Genomic DNA, 16,061 nt, shown 5'->3' on the forward strand with positions numbered 1-16,061 from the left:
ACACCGAGGTTATGCGGCCTGCGCGGCCGGTGAGAACCTCGGGGAATGATCGTGGCGGCGCACGTCGCGCCCCCGGCCCTCACCCGGCAGCTGCTCACCCGATGGCGAGGTGCGACTCGGTGTCGAGCACCTGCCCGTCGGGGCCGATGTGCAGCACGAGCGACTGCCCGGGGTGCATCGGGGTCTTGCCGAGACCCAGGCCGGCCTGCATGGCCGGCAGCACCGGGCGGTGCCCGCACACGACGGGCCGGGTGCCGGGGTCTGCGCCGACACCCGTGCGCAGCTCGGCCATGAAGGAGGACACCTGGTCGCCGTTCCCGTCTGCCACCTCCTCGCTCAGCAGGGCGACGAGCTCGGGCGGCAGGCCGGTGTCCTCGGCGTAGGGTTCGACGGTCTGGGCGCAGCGCGTCGACGTGCTCGTGATGATCCGGTTGACGCCGTAGGCGGCGAACAGGGCGGGCAGCCGCGCGGCCTGGCGCCGGCCGCGCGGGGCCAGCGGACGCAGCCAGTCGTCGCCCTTCCAGGCCTTGCGGGGGCTGGCCTTGGCGTGGCGGGTGAGGACGAGCACCCCGGACGGGCCCTGCCCGTGGACCTCGACGGCGCGGGCCAGCAGCGCCCGCTCGTCCTCGTGGGCGAGCAGCGCGTCGGCCTCACCGACTGTGGCCCACAGCACCTCGTCGGCCTCGTCGTCGTGGGGGGCGACCGTCTCGTCCTCGGCGACCCCGAGCCACCAGTGGACCCGTTTGTGGTCGTGGCCCACCATGTAGTCCAGCGGCGGCAGCGGCCGGGACAACCGGACCCGCACCCCGGTCTCCTCAGCCACCTCGCGCACGGCGGTCACCGGGAGCGGCTCGTCGGGCTCCTGGTGGCCCTTGGGCAGCCCCCAGGTGCCGTAACGCGGGACGTGCTCGATGAGCACCTGCGTGCGGCCGTTCCTGACGCGCAGGACGACGGCGCCGGCGGCCCAGATGCTGGGCTCGCCCTCCAGTGCCCCGGTCATCGGTTCTGCAGGACGCCGGGCCGCTGGAAGTACCAGGTGCGGCGGGGGGTCCGGGTGGTCTGGCGGCGGGTCGCGGTCTTGGCGATGAGATGCTCCTGGATGTCGAGTTTCGGGTTGCCGTCGGCGTCGAGGGTGTCGGGTGTCCACTGGCGGTCGGTGAGCTTCCAGCTGACCGTACCCTCGTCGAAGGCCAGGTCGAAGAGTTCACCGATCTCGTCGATGTGCCGCTGGCTGGTGATCGAGACGATGGCCTCGACGCGGCGGTCGAGGTTGCGGTGCATCATGTCGGCCGAGCCGATGCCCACCGCCGGGTTCCCGTCGTTCTCGAACCAGAAGATGCGCGAGTGCTCCAGGAAGCGGCCGAGCACCGAGATGACCCGGATGTTCTCGCTCAGCCCCGGCACGCCCGGGCGGATGCCGCAGATGCCGCGCACCCACAGGTCGACCGGGACGCCGGCCTGGGAGGCCCGGTAGAGGGCGTCGATGACCTGCTCGTCGATGATCGAGTTCACCTTGATGCGGATGCGCGCCTGCCGGCCGGCGCGCTTGTGCTCGATCTCGCGGTCGATGGACTCGATGATGCCGCTGCGCACCCCGTTGGGGGCCACCAGCAGCCGGCGGTACTCGGTCTCGGCCGTCATGCCGGACAGGTGGTTGAACAGGCGCGAGACGTCGTCGGTGACGATGGGGTTGCAGGTCAACAGCCCCATGTCCTCGTACTGGCGTGCCGTCTTCGGGTTGTAGTTGCCGGTGCCTATGTGGGCGTAGCGGCGCAGCCCGTCGGGTTCGTCGCGCACCACGAGGATGAGCTTGCAGTGGGTCTTGAGCCCCACCATGCCGTAGACGACGTGGACGCCGTGACGTTCCAGCTTGCGCGCCCAGGCGATGTTGTTCTGCTCGTCGAAGCGGGCCTTGATCTCGACCAGGGCGAGCACCTGCTTGCCGGCCTCGGCGGCCTCGATGAGCGCGTCGATGATGGGGGAGTCGCCGCTGGTGCGGTAGAGCGTCTGCTTGATCGCCAGCACCTGAGGGTCGGCGGCCGCCTGCTCGATGAATCGCTGGACGCTCGTCGCGAAGGAGTCGTAGGGGTGCTGCAGCAGCACGTCGTGACGCTTGATCGCCTTGAACAGGTCGGCCTCGCTGGACGTCTCGACCGGCGCCAAGTCGGGGTGCGTCTTGGGCAGGAAGTTCGGGTACTTCAGGTCCTCGCGGTCGACGTCGGCCAGGTCGAACAGGCCGGTGAGGTCCAGCGGGGCGGGCAGCTTGAAGACCTCCTTCTCGGAGATGTCCAGTTCGTTGACGAGCAGGTCGAGCAGCTCGTCCGAGACGGTCTCCTCGACCTCCAGACGCACCGGGGGACGGCCGACCTTGCTGCGCAGCAGCTCCTTCTCCAGGGCGAACAGCAGGTTCTCCGCGTCGTCCTCCTCGACCTCCACGTCCTCGTTGCGGGTGATGCGGAACAGGCACGAACTGGTCACCTGCCGGCCGGTGAACAGCTCGGACAGGTGGTTGATGATGACGTCCTCGAGCGGGATGAACCGCGTGGGTGTCAGGCGGATGAGGCGGTCGAGGATGCGCGGCACCTTGATGCGGGAGAACTGGCGGGCGTCGTTGGCCGGGTTGCGCAGCAGCACGCCGATGTTCAGCGACAGGCCCGAGATGTACGGGAACGGGTGCGAGGGGTCGACGGCCAGCGGCGTGAGCACCGGGTAGATGCGCTCGGTGAACAGCTCGTCCATCCGGGCCTTCTCATCGTCGGTCAGCTGGCTCCAGCGCAGCAGGTCGATGCCCTCGGCCTCCAGGGCGGGGAGGATGTCGTCGCGGAAGAGCGCCGCCTGGGAGTCGACTAGCGCGTGGATGCGGGTGAGCATCGCGTCGTAGAGCTCGCGGGGACGCATGCCCGTGACGGAGGGGACGGCCACGCCGGCGTCGATACGGCGTTTGAGCCCGGCGACGCGGACCATGAAGAACTCGTCGAGGTTGGAGCTGAAGATCGCCGTGAACTTGGCGCGTTCGAGAAGCGGCACGCGCCGGGCGTCCCGGGCCAGGTCGAGGACGCGGTTGTTGAAGGCCAGCCAGCTCAGCTCGCGTTCGGAGTAGCGGTCGGGCGGCAGCTCGGCCGGCTGGTCCGCTGGCGGTTCGGTCATCTCTGGGCTGGCGTTCATCGGTTCTGCTCCTGGTCTGCCCCGGCGGGCACACGCGCGTAGGCGGTATCCGTGGAGATCACCTGGAAGCCCGAGGACTGGTACATGTGCACCACCCTGGGGTTGCCTGCCTCGACGTAGAGGTCGATCGCCTGGGCACCGTGGTTCTGCATGTGCAGGATACCGGCATCGAGCAATGCGCGGCCGACCCCTTTGTGCTCCCAGTCGGGGTGGACGCCGAGGACGTAGACCTCGCCGCGCACCGTGCCGCCGACCGTCTCGACCTTGGTCCAGTGGAAGCCGGCGATCCGCCCGGAGCCGTCGCGCGCGACGAGCAGCCCGGCCGGGTCGAACCAGTCCTGCCCCATCCGCGCCCGGGCGTCCGCGGCCGTCATGGCGCCCTGCTCCGGGTGGTGCTCGAACGCGGCATGGTTGACCTCGACCAGGCGGTCCAGGTCGTCGTCCCGGTAGGTGTCCAGCGTCAGGGCCCCGGGCAGCCGCGCGTCATGACTGGCCTCGCCGGGCAGTTCCATGCTCATGACGAGCAGGCCCCGGACGGGGCGCAGCCCAAGGCTCGCGGCGAACCCCTGGGCGGGCGGCAGGTTCCCGAACGCCCACCACGTCAGGTTCTCGGGGATCGGGGCGTTCAGGTCCTTCGCCCGCGACAAGGTGGTGTGACCGACGACGGCCCGGGCCAGCGCGGTCCCGATGCCCCGGCGCCGGGCGCCGGGGGCCACCATGATCTGCACGGTCTGCTCCCGGCCGTCCCAGTGCGCGTAGCCGAGTAGGCCGCGGTCGGTACTGCCGATGGGGCCCGGCTCGCGGGCCAGCCAGTGACTGTGCAGGGGGGGCTGAGCCGCCCAGTGAGAGCCGGGCCGACTCGTTGAGGGGCACCACGCCGTCGGCCGAGGCCACGTCGGCGGCGAGCGCGCGAACGAGGTCGGCGTCCGGTTCGGACAGGCGGATGGCCGGAGGCGTGATGACGATGTTCATGCCCTCCAGCCTAGGTCTCAGATCGCCGCTACGAGACTTTCGAGCTTCTCGCTACGCCGGGGCACCGGCCAGCAGCCATGCTTAAATCAACGGAAGTTGCCCGTTTCTGGGGTTCAAGGGCGCGACATCGCCACGTCGCGTCAGAAAAAGCATGGCCCAAACCCATGGGCGTCGAGATGGTTGTCCGGGAGCCTGCGCAGGCGTGGAGTGGTCGTTCATGCCGGGGCTTACGGGCCAGTGGCCGCCGGAGGTCAGGAGTCCTTCCCGGCGGCAGGCTGTGTGGAATTAGGGCCATTTCGGTTCAGGATGCCCCTTGAAGAAGCAGTGGCTGACCACGTCCTCAGGGCGAATCTCCCACAACACCCCCTGTGTCGGGTGAGAGGGGTTGACTGCGAGGCACCGTGCCCAGGAGTGGCGTTTGGCCTGCTGGAGACGCGCGCGCTCGGTGGTGCCCTCGGCGCTGTTGTCCCAGGCGTTCCAGAAGCGGTTCATCCCGCGTCCGTTGAAGGAGTCGTTGATCACGCGCTCCCACCCGGAGGCATCGGTGAGGAGCACCCGGTGGGGGTCGACTCGCAGCTCGAGCATCACTCCCGGGGCGTACTGCTGGTATCGGCGGAGATCGGGCCGGACCGGCCCGTCGCTGCCGATGCACCAGTGGGCCCAGACGGGCCATCGGAGGCGGGGTGTGGGGCGGGGATCCCTGTGATCCAGTCGATCAGCGATCCAGTCGTATGCGGCGACCAGCTTGGCCCGCAATTCCTCATCTTCTTCGATCGAGGGCCAGCACAAGTCATCGGGCACCCGGTAGCTCTGACCCGTCTTGAGTCGCTGCCAGACGTCGCGGTGCTGCAGGGTCCACAGAGTGATCGGGGAGTCCATGATGGTCACAGCGGCACCACCCCGAAGCGCAGCTCCCAGCTCGGGAGAATCCCAGCGAGCATCCCCGGCGTCGCGGAATCGTTGGGCACTCCGAAATCGAGTATCGACTGGACTCGTGAGGGGCGATGACAGGCGACCAGCAGAAGCATGACAGCCATCTGATAAGGCCTTGTCAGGAGCCGGAGTGCATGTTCGGGCTGCGGTGAGGGCTCGGCCTCTTCCCAGTGGGGTTCCCACCCGAAGGCGTCACGGAGTGCTTCCCGTTCGTCGTCGGCCGTCCAGCTCTCGTCGTCCCCGAGTCGGTCGGGGAGACACCAGGTGTCGAAGGCGCTTCGCGCTGTGCGGTATGGGGCACGCCAATAATGTTGTGTCCAGTGCCTCTCACCGAAGGACACCGACTCCCACTTGTAGGAGGTCCTTGAGAGGATCGGCCACAACCCGGTCGAGGGGAACTGCTTCGCGCAGCGAAGCCACAGGCCGCAGAGGGGCTCTGTCTTGTCGGCGATCCGATAGCCGAGGACCTCGCCGTGGTCGCCGGAGAACAGTTCCCCATCGGGAAGGTCCAGAACAGCCAGGTCAGCGGGCATCGCGGTGTGGGACGACCAGAGATCGTCGTGCAAACCAACTGGTTTTGCGGCAGTACTCATCACGGGCCTCCTGGGCATGTGCTCCTTGTGACCAGTGTGGCCTCGGGTACTGACGATTCGGCTCTGGCGCCTGAGACCAGCAGTTCTCGTAGCCCCAGAGGTATGGCCATTTCGGGAGCGGCAAGAAGAAATACCTCGTGAAATCAAAGGACCTGGGGCCGGGCAATCCCAGTGTTCCTCGTTGGGAGTCTTCCTTGCTGTGGGTGGTGAAGGCCAGGTCCAGAACTCATTGTCGTTCTGGTACGAGGGGAACCTGGGAGAAGAGCTCGGGGCGGGCGCCAGCTTGGTTGAAGAGTGCAGAACATGGTAGATCGTGGGGCCGACTGCACCTATGCGCCGGGCGAAGGTCGGCGGCGTGCTGAACCCGTGGCGCTCAGGGCCCGGTGCAACGGCCCGAATCGGTGAGCCCCGGTGTCAGGTAGTGGACAGTGGTCCGGCCCGGTGCCCACCGCCCCAGGTGAGAGGATCAGATCGCGCCGGCGTTCCCGGCGAACGCGAGAAATGAGATCACCATGGACTTCGACGTGCTCGACTTCGCGCGGCTGCTGAACAGACTCCCGGCGCACCTGCCGATCTCGGACGACTACGACGGGTTCGTCGATGGCGAGTACCGTCGGGGGACGCCCTGGTACACCTCACAGCGGCAGCACATGGTGGGGTGGTTCCGCGCCCAGGCCACCACCGGTTCGGGCGACTACAGCAGGAACACGCCGAACCACTCGGCGCGGAGGGCGTACAACCGCATTCTGAACGCCGGTTCGCTGCTGTGGATCAACGAGGCGCTGGGTCAGGACCCCGATCTCGTGAGGCAGGCCGCCGAAGCGGCCGCCCTCGAGCGCGAGTACCGCAGGCGCTGCCGGATCGTGCGCGAGTACCTGCCGTGGGACCGGGTCGCCGAACTGGCCGAGGCCAGGGGCACGCTCCGCGGACGCGTCAGGACGCTGGGGGAGCGGTTCCGCCGCTGACCCGGCCCTGGTGCGGCTGGCGCGCGCCACGCGGCCGTGCTCTGCCGGACCGGACCGTCGGGGGCTGCTGCGGCGGGTCAGCCTCGCGCCGGTCGTGGCGCCTGCCCGCTCACCCGCAGCGCGTTGTGCCCCAGCGACGGGTGCCCGGCCTCGAGCAGCCCGGCCCAGGCCGTCTCGCGGGTCTCCGCGGCCTGCAGCCCGGCAGCCAGCTGCGGGTCGATGAGGGTGACGCTGACCAGGGCGATTTCCAGGGCACCCCAGACCTGTTCGGTGCCGATCCACCCGGAGGGCGCGCCGAGCAGCACGTTGACCCGGCCGTCGGGCCCGCGCAGCTGGTCGGGGCCGTCGGTCAGCTGCATGACGAAGAAGCCCCTGCGGGTGATGCGTTCGTAGACGAGCCCGCCGTTGATCGCGAAATTGGCCACCCGGCGCAGGGTGTGGAAGATCCAGTAGTCCTCGAGCTCGGGCCCCGGCGCGATCCGCGCGTCGGCCTCGGCGAACAGTTCGACGCGCAGGCCGTCGTGGGGCTTGGGGTCTGCCAGGCCCTCGGACATGACGAGGGTCGTGCCGTCCTGGGTGCCGAACAGCCTCCACAGCTCCGGGCCGGCCGGCCAGGTGTTGCGCGTCAGGAGGGGCCAGCGGTCGTCGAAACGGGCCGCGCCCAGCGGTTCGAGGCCCGAGGCCGCGTAGAAGGCGCCGCGGTCGCGTCGCACCGCGTCGACCCCGGTGAACTCCTGCTCGTAGAGGGCGCGCAGGCCGGCGTCGACGCTCAGCGGCAGGTCACCGACCGGTTTGTCGGCGGTGAGGCGGGTGCGCAGCATCCTCACCTCGATGACGAAGACCCGCGGCGGGTCGGCGGCCAGGGAACGCAGCCTGCGCAGGTGAACGATCGACTCGACCGGCATGTCCCGGAAGCCGTCGCCCAGGGGGTGCGCCGCGTCCCCGTCGACCGACGGCACGAAACCGACCGCGTAGCGGCCCCTGCCCGCCTCGCGGGCGGCCTGGAGGGCGCGGCGCAGGTGGTCCTCGGCGTCCCACTGCTGGATGTGCAGGCCCCTGCGGCTGATGCGGATCGTGTAGTAGCCGTCGGGCAGTGACGCGGCGCCCACCGCCGAGTGGGTCTGGTAGCGCAGCGGCCCGCCGCGCAGCTCCTCCTCGTCCGTGAGCACGCTGCCGGTGCACGTGCCGGCCTCGGCGCTGATCCAGCCGACCCGTTCGGGCACGTCCTCGAGCAGCCCCAGCTGGACGATACGACGATGCATCGTCTCGAGGCTCGCCCGTGCCGCCGGGGTCAGCGCAATGTCGTGCATGGCCCCAGTATGGTCGCTCGCGCGGGGCGGGACCGGCACGGGAACGATGGGCGGACCGGCCTCGGCCCGGCAGGCCTCAGGCGCGGGGGTCGAAGCGGTAGCCGACGTTGCGCACCGTGCTGATGCACTGGTCGTGCTCGGTGCCGAGCTTGGCGCGCAGCCGCCGCACGTGCACGTCGACGGTGCGGGTGCCGCCGTAGTAGTCGTAACCCCAGACGTTCTTCAGCAGTTCCTCGCGGCTGAGCACCAGGCCCGGGTGCGCGACGAGGAACTTCAGCAGCTCGAACTCGGTGTACGTCAGGTCGAGCTGCTCGCCGCCGACGGCGGCCGTGTAGGCCGACTCGTCGATCTCGATGGCGCCGCTCGACAGCGTCTCGTGCTCGTGCGGGGCGATGAGCAGGCGCAGACGTGCCTCCCATTCGGCGGGCCGGGCGCCCTCGAGGATGAAGTCGTCGACGCCCCACTCGGGGGAGAGGGCCGGCAGGGACTCGGGGCCGATGAGCAGCAGCACCGGTTTGTCCCCGCTCGCTGCGGTGAGCACCTGGCACGAGGTCCTGGCCGCGTCGAGTTCGGCCCGGGCGTCGACGATGACGGCGTCGGCGAACTCGAGGTTGTTGAGGGCCTCGGCGCCGTTGGCCACGGCGATGAGCTCGTACTGGAGCAGGGCGAGGTTCTCCGGCGGGATGAGACCGGCCGGGCAGACGAACAGCGCGTGGGCCATGCCTGCCTCCCGTCTCGGACCGTCTTGAGCGGCCGCCCCGACGGCGGCCGATGCGCCGGGTCGTCCCGAACCGGCCGCCCGGTCACCGGGCCCGCCCGGGGACGAACGCGTCCGGGCTCAGGATAGTTGAGCCCCGGATCCGCGCCGCCGGGCCCGCCCAGAATCCGATGCCGTGCGCGACCGGTCCGACCGGCGGCCGGCCGGTGGTGCGGCAGGTCAGGCCGCCGGGGGAACCGGCGGCGGTCAGCCGTCGCTGTCGAGCAGGATCGTCACCGGGCCGTCATTGACGAGCGAGACCTGCATGTGGGCGCCGAACCGGCCGGTCTCGACATGGGCGCCGGCCTCGCGCAGCGCGTCCACGTAGGCCTGGACGATCGGCTCGCTGACCGGGCCGGGCGCCGCCGCGCTCCAGCTGGGGCGGCGGCCCTTGCGCGTATTGGCGTAGAGCGTGAACTGGCTCACCACGAGCACGGGCGCGTCGAGGTCGGATGCGGAGCGCTCGCCGTCCAGGATGCGCAGGGAGAGGGTCTTGGCGGCCATCGCCGCGGCGGTGGCGGCGGTGTCCTCGTGCGTGACGCCGACCAGCGCCACCAGGCCCGGCCGGGGCAGGGCCCCGACGACCTCGTCGTCGACGCTCACCGAGGCGGACAGGGCACGTTGCAGGACGACTCGCATGCCCCCATGCTCCCACGATGCCGCGGTGCGCGGCCATGCCCGCCAGGGCCGGTCGGGCAACCCGGGGGGACTGGTCGCGGCGACCTAGACTTGCCCACGTGGCGATGCTCGATGTGATCCTCCAGCTTCTCGCGGTGGCCGTCGTGGCAGCCGCCGCCATCGCACTGCTGAGCGCCGTGGTGCGCTGGTTGCGTCGCCGCGAGGCGCGCGACCTGCGCCGACCCCGCCCGGGCAACCGCACCGACAGGAGACGCTGACACATGGCCTTCCAGATCCCCGAGGACCTCAACCCGGCACTCATGCCGCTGGCCTGGCTCATCGGCCGCTGGGCCGGCAACGGCCACGGCAGCTGGCCGGACCGGGGCGACTTCGAGTTCGGTCAACAGGTCGAGTTCGCCACGAACGGCGAGCCGTACCTGCACTACATCTCGCAGACCTACGTCGCGGACGAGAACGGCACGCCGATCGCGCCGCTGAGCATGGAGACCGGCTTCTGGCGCCCCCAGGCCGACGGCGGCGTCGAGGTCGTCCTGTCCCACCCGGACGGCTGGAGCGAGGTCTGGAACGGCCGCATCGACGGCGCCAAGATCGAACTCGTCACCGATGTCGTGGCCCGCACCAAGAACGCCGCCCTGGAGTACACCGGGGGCCAGCGCCTGTACGGCAACGTCGAGTCCGACCTGCTGTGGACCTTCGACCGCGCCACCAAGGACGTCTCGCTGCAGCCGTACATGTGGGCCCGGCTGCAGCGCCGGACGATGTGACCCCCTGAGGAGGATGCCATGAGCGCCGTCACCGTTCCCGAGGGGCCCGACGAGGGCCTGCTGTGGCACCGCGGCCGTCCCCTCGCCGAGCAGCGAGCCATCGAGGAGGGTGAGGCCGTCGTAGAGCTGGGCCGCCGCGAGGTCGTGAGTGTCGCCGGCCCGGCCCGCCACGACTGGCTGCACTCGCTCACCACGGGCGTCTTCAACGGCCTGTCGGCCGGCGCCGGCGTCGACGCGCTCGTGCTCAGCCCCGTCGGCCACATCACGCACGTCATGCACGCCGTCGAGGACGGCGAACGAGTGTGGATGTTCGGCCAGGCCGGCTCCGGCGGCTCACTGGGCGACTTCCTCGAGTCGATGGTCTTCCGCACCAAGGTCGTCGTCGAACGCCACCCGGACGCCCACGTCTTCTGGGCGGGTCACCGCGCCGGGGACGTCCCGGCCGGGCTCGCCCCCGACCTCGCCGCTCCCTTCGGCGACGGCTTCGTCCGCATCGCCGCCACCGGGATCGACGACGAGGACGAGCGGGCGGCCGGCACCTGGGCGTGGGAGGCGCTGCGCATCGCCGCCGGCGTCCCGAGGATCGGCGTCGACACCGACGAACGGACCCTGCCCAACGAGCTCGGCCTGTACGCGACGGCCCTCGACAAGGGCTGCTACTGCGGCCAGGAGACGGTCGCCCGCGTCCACAACGTCGGGCACCCGCCGCGCCGCATGGTGCGCCTGCAGCTCGACGGCATGCGCTCCCAGTTGCCCGCCGTCGGCGCCGAGCTGCTGCTCGACGGCGCGCCGGTCGGTTTCATCGGCGCCAGCGCCCAGCACTGGCAGGACGGTCCGGTCGGGCTCGGCCTGGTCAAGCGCACCGTCCCCGTCGACGCCCAGCTCGTCGCCGACGGCGTGGACGCCTCCCAGGAGGTGCTCGTCGACCCCGACGTGGGCCTGCACGTGAAGGCCCCGGCCGGACTGCGCCGGCGACTCATCTGAAACGAGTCCGCCCCGGCCCCGGCGGGGCACCGATCGGCCGGTCGCCCCGGGCCGCCCGACCCTTCGAAGACCGCTGCGGGGCTCAGGCGTTCGCGTTCTGGCTGCGGTTCTTGATGCGCACCTTGGCCCGGTCGCGGGCGTCCAGGATCACCTTGCGCACCCGGACGGCGTCGGGGGTGACCTCGAGGCACTCGTCCGCGGCGCAGAACTCGAGTGACTGCTCCAGGCTCATACGGCGCGGGGGGATGAGGCGTTCGAGTTCGTCACCGGTGGAGGACCGCACGTTCGTGAGGTGCTTCTCCTTGGTCGGGTTGACGTCCATCTCGTCGGGGCGGGAGTTCTCGCCGACGACCATGCCCTCGTAGACCTCGTCGCCGGGGGCGATGAAGAGCTCGCCGCGCTCCTGAAGGTTGAACAGCGCGTAGCTCGACACGGTGCCCTGCCGGTCGGCCACCAGGGAGCCGGTGGGCCGGTTGCGCATCTCGCCGACCCAGGGCGTGAAGCCCTCGGAGACGTGGTTCATGATGCCGGTGCCCCGGGTCGCGGTGAGGAACTCGGTGCGGAAGCCGATGAGGCCGCGCGAGGGCACGACGTACTCCATGCGCACCCAGCCCGAGCCGTGGTTGATCATCTGGTCCATGGTGCCCTTGCGGGTCCCCATCATCTCGGTGACGGTGCCCAGGAACTCCTCGGGAACGTCGATGGTGAGCCGGTCGGTGGGCTCCAGCAGGGTGCCGTTCTCGTCGCGGCGGGTGACGACCTCCGGCTTGCCGACGGTCAGCTCGAAGCCCTCGCGGCGCATCATCTCCACCAGTACGGCCAGCTGCAGCTCGCCGCGGCCCTGCACCTCCCAGGTGTCGGGGCGGTCGGTGCCCAGCACCCGGACCGAGACATTGCCGATGAGCTCGGCGTCGAGACGGCTCTTGACCAGGCGCGCGGTCAGCTGCGTGCCGGATCGGCCGGACAGCGGCGAGGTGTTGATGCCGATCGTCATCGACAGGCTGGGCTCGTCGACGTGGATGAGTGGCAGCGGGCGGGGGTCGGCCGGATCGCAGATCGTCTCGCCGATGGTGATCTCCGGGATGCCGGCGATCGCGATGATGTCGCCGGGGCCGGCTTCCTCGACGCTCACCCGGTCGAGGGCCTCGGTCATGAGCAGCTCGGACAGCCGCACGGTCTGCACCGAGCCGTCGCGGCGGCACCACGCGACGTTCTGGCCGCGCCGGACGGTGCCCTCGACGACCCGGCACAGGGCGAGCCGGCCGAGGTAGGGCGAGGAGTCGAGGTTCGTGACGTGTGCCTGCAGCGGGGCGCCCTCGGTGTGGGCGGGGGCCGGGATCGAGGACTCGATGAGGTCGAACAGGGGCTGCAGGTCGCGCGAGTCGGGCAGCTCGCCGTCGGCCGGCTTGGTGAGGCTGGCGCGGCCCGCCTTCGCGGCGCAGTAGACGATCGGGAAGTCGAGGCCGCCGGCGTCCTCGTCGTCTAGGAGATCCATGAACAGCTCGTAGGTCTCGTCGACGACCTCGTCGATGCGGGCGTCGGGACGGTCGACCTTGTTGACGACCAGGATGATCGGCAGCTTCTTGTCCAGCGCCTTGCGCAGGACGAAACGGGTCTGGGGGAGCGGGCCCTCGGAGGCGTCGACGAGCAGGATGACCCCGTCGACCATCTCCAAGCCGCGCTCGACCTCGCCGCCGAAGTCTGCGTGGCCCGGGGTGTCGATGATGTTGAGGGTGAGTTCACGCCCGTCGGTCATGGTGTGCTTGACCGCCGTGTTCTTGGCGAGGATCGTGATGCCCTTCTCGCGCTCCAGGTCCATGGAGTCCATGACCCGGTTCTCCACGTCCGAGCCCTCGCGGAAGGCCCCGGACTGCCACAGCATGGCGTCGACGAGGGTCGTCTTGCCGTGGTCGACGTGGGCGACGATGGCGAGGTTTCGCAGATCCTGGCGAACGGGCATGGAACTCCAACCGAGGGGACGTGACGGCCTGCCGTCCGCGGGCGGCAGGTGCCTGCACGGTGCAGGCGCACGAACGGTGAGTCTACTCTGGCGCGGGCCGGGCCCCCGGTCGCCGCCGTCGGGGGCGGCCGGCGTGGTCGAGGGGGCAGTGCTGCGGGCGTGCGGGGCCGGACATCCCCCTGACCAGTGGTTCCAGGGCTGCGGCAGGGCCGCGGGCAGGCACTGGCGGCCGCCTCGCCCCTAGACTTGGGCCGTGGACGGAGACGGGACGACGCGTGACAGCCTGAGGTGGGCGAGGGTGACCATCTTCGCCGACACGGTCTGGCGGGCGCTTCGTCGGCTTCTCCTGGGCGCCGGTGCGGTGCTGTTCGTCGCGGCCCTGGCCAGCCCGTGGTCGGTCGAGGTCAGTTGGCCCTACGAGGGACGGCTCATCGGTTGGCGCAGCATGAACCGCTTCGACGACGTCAGCTGGCCGCGGGTGCTGTCCGTCGTCCTCGCGCTGACGGTCGCCGTTCTGTGGTGTCTCGGGGCCTCGCGCACCGAGCGGGAGAGGCCCTGGGTCGCCGCGCTCGTGAACGTCCTCGGCGTGGCCGGCCTGGGCAGCGCGGTCCTCGTCGTGGCGGCCACGAAGACCATCTGGGACGATGGCGACCAGCGCTTCATCGGGCCCGCGGTGGTCCTCATGACCCTCTCGCTCGTGTGCAGCTGGGTCTGCGCCGCCTTCCTGCGCGAGGAACCGGAACTCACCGGACGGCCGGCCGGCGGCAACGGACCCTCCCGGCCGCCCGCCGGTCCGTGACCCGTGCCATCCTCAGCGCCCGAGCAGCCGCCCCAGCAGCCCCGGCCTGCGGGCCGCCGCGGCCTCCTCGGCCGTGTGCCTGCCATCGCACCAGCGCTCGGGCGGCACCTGGGCCTTCACCTGGGCGATGTGCTGGCCGCACCCGGCCCAGGTGGTCTTGCCGCAGGTCTTGCAGGTGACGGGTCGGCACATGAGCACTCCTCGACGTCTCGGCATGAAGGGACGGCCGGCACCCGGCCACACCCGATTGTATACCCCCGGGGGTATGTGACACGATAGTGGCATGAGAATCATCATCGTGGGCGGAGTGGCAGGCGGCATGTCGGCGGCGACCAGGCTGCGCCGGCTCGACGAGAGCGCCGAGATCACCGTCATCGAGCGCAGTGGCAACGTCTCGTTCGCCAACTGCGGGCTGCCCTACCACGTGGGCGGCGTCATCGAGGACCGGGCCGACCTGCTGCTGCAGACCCCTCAGTCCCTGGCCGCCCGATTCGGCATCGACGTGCGCGTCCGACACGAGGCGATCGGGATCGACCCGGCCGCGCGGAGCCTCACCGTGCGCGAGCTCGACACGGGGCGGACCGTCGAACTGTTCTACGACGCGCTGCTGCTGAGCCCCGGCGCCCGCCCGGTGCGCCCGCCGATCCCCGGCATCGAGCGGGCCCTCGGCCTACGCAACGTCGAGGACACCGACGCGATCGTCGCCGCCGCAGGCGAGGCCTCGACGGCCGTGGTGATCGGGGGCGGGTTCATCGGCGTCGAACTCGCAGAGAACCTCGTGCGCCGCGGCCTGGCCGTGACCTTGGTGGAGGGCGCGGACCAGGTGCTCGCCCCGCTCGACCCGGAGATGGCCGAACTCGTGCACGAGAGGCTGCGCGCCCATGGCGTGCGCCTGCTGCTGGGCCGCACCGTCGCCTCGATCGGCCCCTCGCAGGCGGTCCTCGACGACGGTTCCACGGCACCGGCCGACCTGGTCGTGGCGGCCGTCGGCGTACGCCCCGACTCGCAGCTGGCCGCCCGGGCCGGCTGCGAACTCGGCCCGCAGGGCGGCATCCTCGTCGACGACCACTTCGCCACCAGCGTGCCCGGCATCTGGGCGGTCGGCGACGCGGTGCAGAAGACCGATGCGATCGACGGTTCCGGCGCGATGGTCGCGCTCGCCCAGACGGCCAATCTGCAGGGCCGCAGCGTGGCGGACGCGATCGCCGGCCGCCCCGTCACCGACCGGCCGGTGCTGGGCAGCTTCATCGTCGGCGTCTTCGGGCTCCAGGCGGCCGCCACCGGCTGGAACGAGCGGCGCGCCAGGGCGGCGGGCAGAAAACTGCGCATCATCCACACCCACCCCTCCGACCACGCCGGCTACTACCCGGGCGCCGAGCAGATGCACCTCAAACTCGTCGTCGACGCCAACACGGATGCGATCCTCGGCGCCCAGGGCGTCGGGGCGTCGGGAGTGGACAAGCGCCTCGACGTCATCGCGACGGCGATGGCCGGCGGCCTGCGGGCCGCCGCGCTGGGACGCCTCGAACTGGCCTACGCGCCACAGTTCTCCTCGGCGAAGGACCCGGTGAACATGCTCGGCTTCATCGACGAGAACCAGCGCGACGGGCTGGCCGAGACCCTGCAGTGGCACGAACTCGACGCGGCCGTCGCCGCGGGCGCCACCGTGGTGGACGTCCGCACGCCCGCCGAGCACGCCGGGGCGGCCATCCCCGGCTCGCTGCTCATCCCCCTGGACGAGCTGCGCGACCGGCTGGACGAGTTGCCCGACGGCGAACTCGTCGTGCACTGCGCGGTGGGCCTGCGCGGCTACCTCGCCTGCCGCATCCTCGCCCAGCACGGGCGCCGGGCCCGCAACCTCGACGGCGGCATGGCCACGTGGTCGCGCGGTTCGGCGGCCTCGCGCGCCTCAGGCCAGTGAGAGGAAGAGTCGCTCCATCTCGGCCGGGTCGGGCCCGGACTGCGGGTCGGCGATGCAGTGGCGCAGCCCGGCCGCGATGACGGCGAAACCGGCGCGGTCCACGGCCTTGCTCACCGCGGCGATCTGGGTGACCACGTCCTTGCAGTCGCGGCCGTCCTCGATCATCCGGATGATCCCACCGAGCTGGCCTTGGGCGCGCTGCAGGCGCCTGATCACGCCCGCCAGTTCGTCATCGGTTCGGTCGTCGGCCGGCACCGTCCCGGTCATGGGGGCTCCTTCCCTCGGCATGACCCAAGGAT

17 protein-coding genes are annotated in these 16,061 nt (G+C 70.8%); 6 read left to right on the top strand and 11 right to left on the bottom strand.

What is annotated here, in order from left to right; translation table 11 throughout:
* Positions 1-94: 94 nt before the first annotated feature.
* From PROPJV5_RS04940 to PROPJV5_RS04960, 5 genes are all read right to left on the bottom strand, one after another.
* Complete coding sequence (locus PROPJV5_RS04940) at positions 95-1,000, bottom strand: NUDIX hydrolase (protein ID WP_119715223.1); 906 nt, start codon at positions 998-1,000, stop codon at positions 95-97.
* The gene (locus PROPJV5_RS04945) at positions 997-3,165 is read right to left on the bottom strand and encodes an RNA degradosome polyphosphate kinase (protein ID WP_119715224.1); all 2,169 of its coding nucleotides are present in this window, start codon (positions 3,163-3,165) and stop codon (positions 997-999) included. Before PROPJV5_RS04945 ends, PROPJV5_RS04940 begins: the two co-directional genes overlap by 4 nt.
* On the bottom strand, positions 3,162-3,989 hold the full coding sequence (mshD, locus tag PROPJV5_RS04950; protein WP_119715225.1) for a mycothiol synthase: 828 nt from the start codon (positions 3,987-3,989) through the stop codon (positions 3,162-3,164). The genes PROPJV5_RS04945 and mshD overlap by 4 nt, the downstream gene beginning before the upstream one ends.
* A 433-nt stretch (positions 3,990-4,422) precedes the next feature.
* On the bottom strand, positions 4,423-5,016 hold the full coding sequence (locus PROPJV5_RS04955; protein WP_119715309.1) for a DUF3841 domain-containing protein: 594 nt from the start codon (positions 5,014-5,016) through the stop codon (positions 4,423-4,425).
* A gap of 5 nt (positions 5,017-5,021) precedes the next feature.
* Complete coding sequence (locus tag PROPJV5_RS04960) at positions 5,022-5,663, bottom strand: hypothetical protein (protein ID WP_147385352.1); 642 nt, start codon at positions 5,661-5,663, stop codon at positions 5,022-5,024.
* Positions 5,664-6,175: 512 nt separating this feature from the next.
* Here PROPJV5_RS04960 and PROPJV5_RS04965 point away from each other — a divergent pair.
* On the top strand, positions 6,176-6,628 hold the full coding sequence (locus tag PROPJV5_RS04965; RefSeq protein WP_119715227.1) for a hypothetical protein: 453 nt from the start codon (positions 6,176-6,178) through the stop codon (positions 6,626-6,628).
* 77 nt (positions 6,629-6,705) lie between these two features.
* Here the strand turns inward: PROPJV5_RS04965 and PROPJV5_RS04970 are convergent, their stop codons facing one another.
* From PROPJV5_RS04970 to dtd, 3 genes are all read right to left on the bottom strand, one after another.
* The gene (locus tag PROPJV5_RS04970) at positions 6,706-7,938 is read right to left on the bottom strand and encodes a hypothetical protein (protein WP_119715228.1); all 1,233 of its coding nucleotides are present in this window, start codon (positions 7,936-7,938) and stop codon (positions 6,706-6,708) included.
* 76 nt (positions 7,939-8,014) lie between these two features.
* Positions 8,015-8,659: a winged helix-turn-helix transcriptional regulator gene (locus PROPJV5_RS04975; RefSeq protein WP_119715229.1), complete on the bottom strand. Its 645-nt coding sequence runs from the start codon at positions 8,657-8,659 to the stop codon at positions 8,015-8,017.
* Positions 8,660-8,902: 243 nt separating this feature from the next.
* On the bottom strand, positions 8,903-9,334 hold the full coding sequence (gene dtd, locus PROPJV5_RS04980; RefSeq protein WP_119715230.1) for a D-aminoacyl-tRNA deacylase: 432 nt from the start codon (positions 9,332-9,334) through the stop codon (positions 8,903-8,905).
* Positions 9,335-9,432: 98 nt separating this feature from the next.
* Here dtd and PROPJV5_RS12520 point away from each other — a divergent pair, with 98 nt between their 5' ends.
* From PROPJV5_RS12520 to ygfZ, 3 genes are read left to right on the top strand one after another with little or no spacing between them, the layout of a single operon-like run.
* A complete protein-coding gene (locus PROPJV5_RS12520) occupies positions 9,433-9,591 on the top strand; it encodes a hypothetical protein (RefSeq protein ID WP_182858578.1) in 159 nt (52 codons plus the stop codon).
* A gap of 3 nt (positions 9,592-9,594) precedes the next feature.
* Positions 9,595-10,098, top strand: a complete 504-nt coding sequence (locus PROPJV5_RS04985; protein ID WP_119715231.1) for a heme-binding beta-barrel domain-containing protein — start codon at positions 9,595-9,597, stop codon at positions 10,096-10,098.
* Positions 10,099-10,116: 18 nt separating this feature from the next.
* The gene (ygfZ, locus tag PROPJV5_RS04990; protein ID WP_119715232.1) at positions 10,117-11,082 is read left to right on the top strand and encodes a CAF17-like 4Fe-4S cluster assembly/insertion protein YgfZ; all 966 of its coding nucleotides are present in this window, start codon (positions 10,117-10,119) and stop codon (positions 11,080-11,082) included.
* Between the two features lie 82 nt (positions 11,083-11,164).
* Here ygfZ and typA read toward each other — a convergent pair whose 3' ends face one another.
* Positions 11,165-13,042 carry a translational GTPase TypA gene (typA, locus tag PROPJV5_RS04995; protein ID WP_119715233.1) on the bottom strand — a complete coding sequence of 626 codons (1,878 nt, stop codon included), beginning with the start codon at positions 13,040-13,042 and terminating at the stop codon, positions 11,165-11,167.
* 253 nt (positions 13,043-13,295) lie between these two features.
* On the opposite strand from typA, the gene PROPJV5_RS05000 reads away from it, so the two are divergent.
* Complete coding sequence (locus PROPJV5_RS05000) at positions 13,296-13,841, top strand: hypothetical protein (RefSeq protein ID WP_147385353.1); 546 nt, start codon at positions 13,296-13,298, stop codon at positions 13,839-13,841.
* Between the two features lie 12 nt (positions 13,842-13,853).
* Here the strand turns inward: PROPJV5_RS05000 and PROPJV5_RS05005 are convergent, their stop codons facing one another.
* Positions 13,854-14,033, bottom strand: a complete 180-nt coding sequence (locus PROPJV5_RS05005) for a hypothetical protein (protein ID WP_119715235.1) — start codon at positions 14,031-14,033, stop codon at positions 13,854-13,856.
* A 91-nt stretch (positions 14,034-14,124) separates the two neighbouring features.
* Here PROPJV5_RS05005 and PROPJV5_RS05010 point away from each other — a divergent pair, with 91 nt between their 5' ends.
* Positions 14,125-15,762 carry an FAD-dependent oxidoreductase gene (locus PROPJV5_RS05010; protein WP_119715236.1) on the top strand — a complete coding sequence of 546 codons (1,638 nt, stop codon included), beginning with the start codon at positions 14,125-14,127 and terminating at the stop codon, positions 15,760-15,762.
* Here the strand turns inward: PROPJV5_RS05010 and PROPJV5_RS05015 are convergent.
* Entirely contained in the window at positions 15,751-16,029 is a 279-nt protein-coding gene (locus PROPJV5_RS05015) for a metal-sensitive transcriptional regulator (RefSeq protein WP_119715237.1), read from the bottom strand. The genes PROPJV5_RS05010 and PROPJV5_RS05015 overlap by 12 nt on opposite strands.
* Positions 16,030-16,061: the final 32 nt, after the last annotated feature.

This window comes from Propionibacterium ruminifibrarum (genome assembly GCF_900289195.1).
Classification (GTDB): domain Bacteria; phylum Actinomycetota; class Actinomycetes; order Propionibacteriales; family Propionibacteriaceae; genus Propionibacterium; species Propionibacterium ruminifibrarum.

Excerpts from the sequence above, each read along its gene's own strand:
- PROPJV5_RS04940 (WP_119715223.1), bottom strand. The coding sequence starts at position 1,000 with ATGACCGGGGCACTGGAGGGCGAGCCCAGCATCTGGGCCGCCGGCGCC.
- PROPJV5_RS04945 (WP_119715224.1), bottom strand. The coding sequence starts at position 3,165 with ATGAACGCCAGCCCAGAGATGACCGAACCGCCAGCGGACCAGCCGGCC.
- PROPJV5_RS04955 (WP_119715309.1), bottom strand. The coding sequence starts at position 5,016 with ATGGACTCCCCGATCACTCTGTGGACCCTGCAGCACCGCGACGTCTGG.
- PROPJV5_RS04960 (WP_147385352.1), bottom strand. The coding sequence starts at position 5,663 with ATGAGTACTGCCGCAAAACCAGTTGGTTTGCACGACGATCTCTGGTCG.
- PROPJV5_RS04965 (WP_119715227.1), top strand. The coding sequence starts at position 6,176 with ATGGACTTCGACGTGCTCGACTTCGCGCGGCTGCTGAACAGACTCCCG.
- PROPJV5_RS04970 (WP_119715228.1), bottom strand. The coding sequence starts at position 7,938 with ATGCACGACATTGCGCTGACCCCGGCGGCACGGGCGAGCCTCGAGACG.
- PROPJV5_RS04975 (WP_119715229.1), bottom strand. The coding sequence starts at position 8,659 with ATGGCCCACGCGCTGTTCGTCTGCCCGGCCGGTCTCATCCCGCCGGAG.
- dtd (WP_119715230.1), bottom strand. The coding sequence starts at position 9,334 with ATGCGAGTCGTCCTGCAACGTGCCCTGTCCGCCTCGGTGAGCGTCGAC.
- PROPJV5_RS04985 (WP_119715231.1), top strand. The coding sequence starts at position 9,595 with ATGGCCTTCCAGATCCCCGAGGACCTCAACCCGGCACTCATGCCGCTG.
- ygfZ (WP_119715232.1), top strand. The coding sequence starts at position 10,117 with ATGAGCGCCGTCACCGTTCCCGAGGGGCCCGACGAGGGCCTGCTGTGG.
- typA (WP_119715233.1), bottom strand. The coding sequence starts at position 13,042 with ATGCCCGTTCGCCAGGATCTGCGAAACCTCGCCATCGTCGCCCACGTC.
- PROPJV5_RS05005 (WP_119715235.1), bottom strand. The coding sequence starts at position 14,033 with ATGTGCCGACCCGTCACCTGCAAGACCTGCGGCAAGACCACCTGGGCC.
- PROPJV5_RS05010 (WP_119715236.1), top strand. The coding sequence starts at position 14,125 with ATGAGAATCATCATCGTGGGCGGAGTGGCAGGCGGCATGTCGGCGGCG.
- PROPJV5_RS05015 (WP_119715237.1), bottom strand. The coding sequence starts at position 16,029 with ATGACCGGGACGGTGCCGGCCGACGACCGAACCGATGACGAACTGGCG.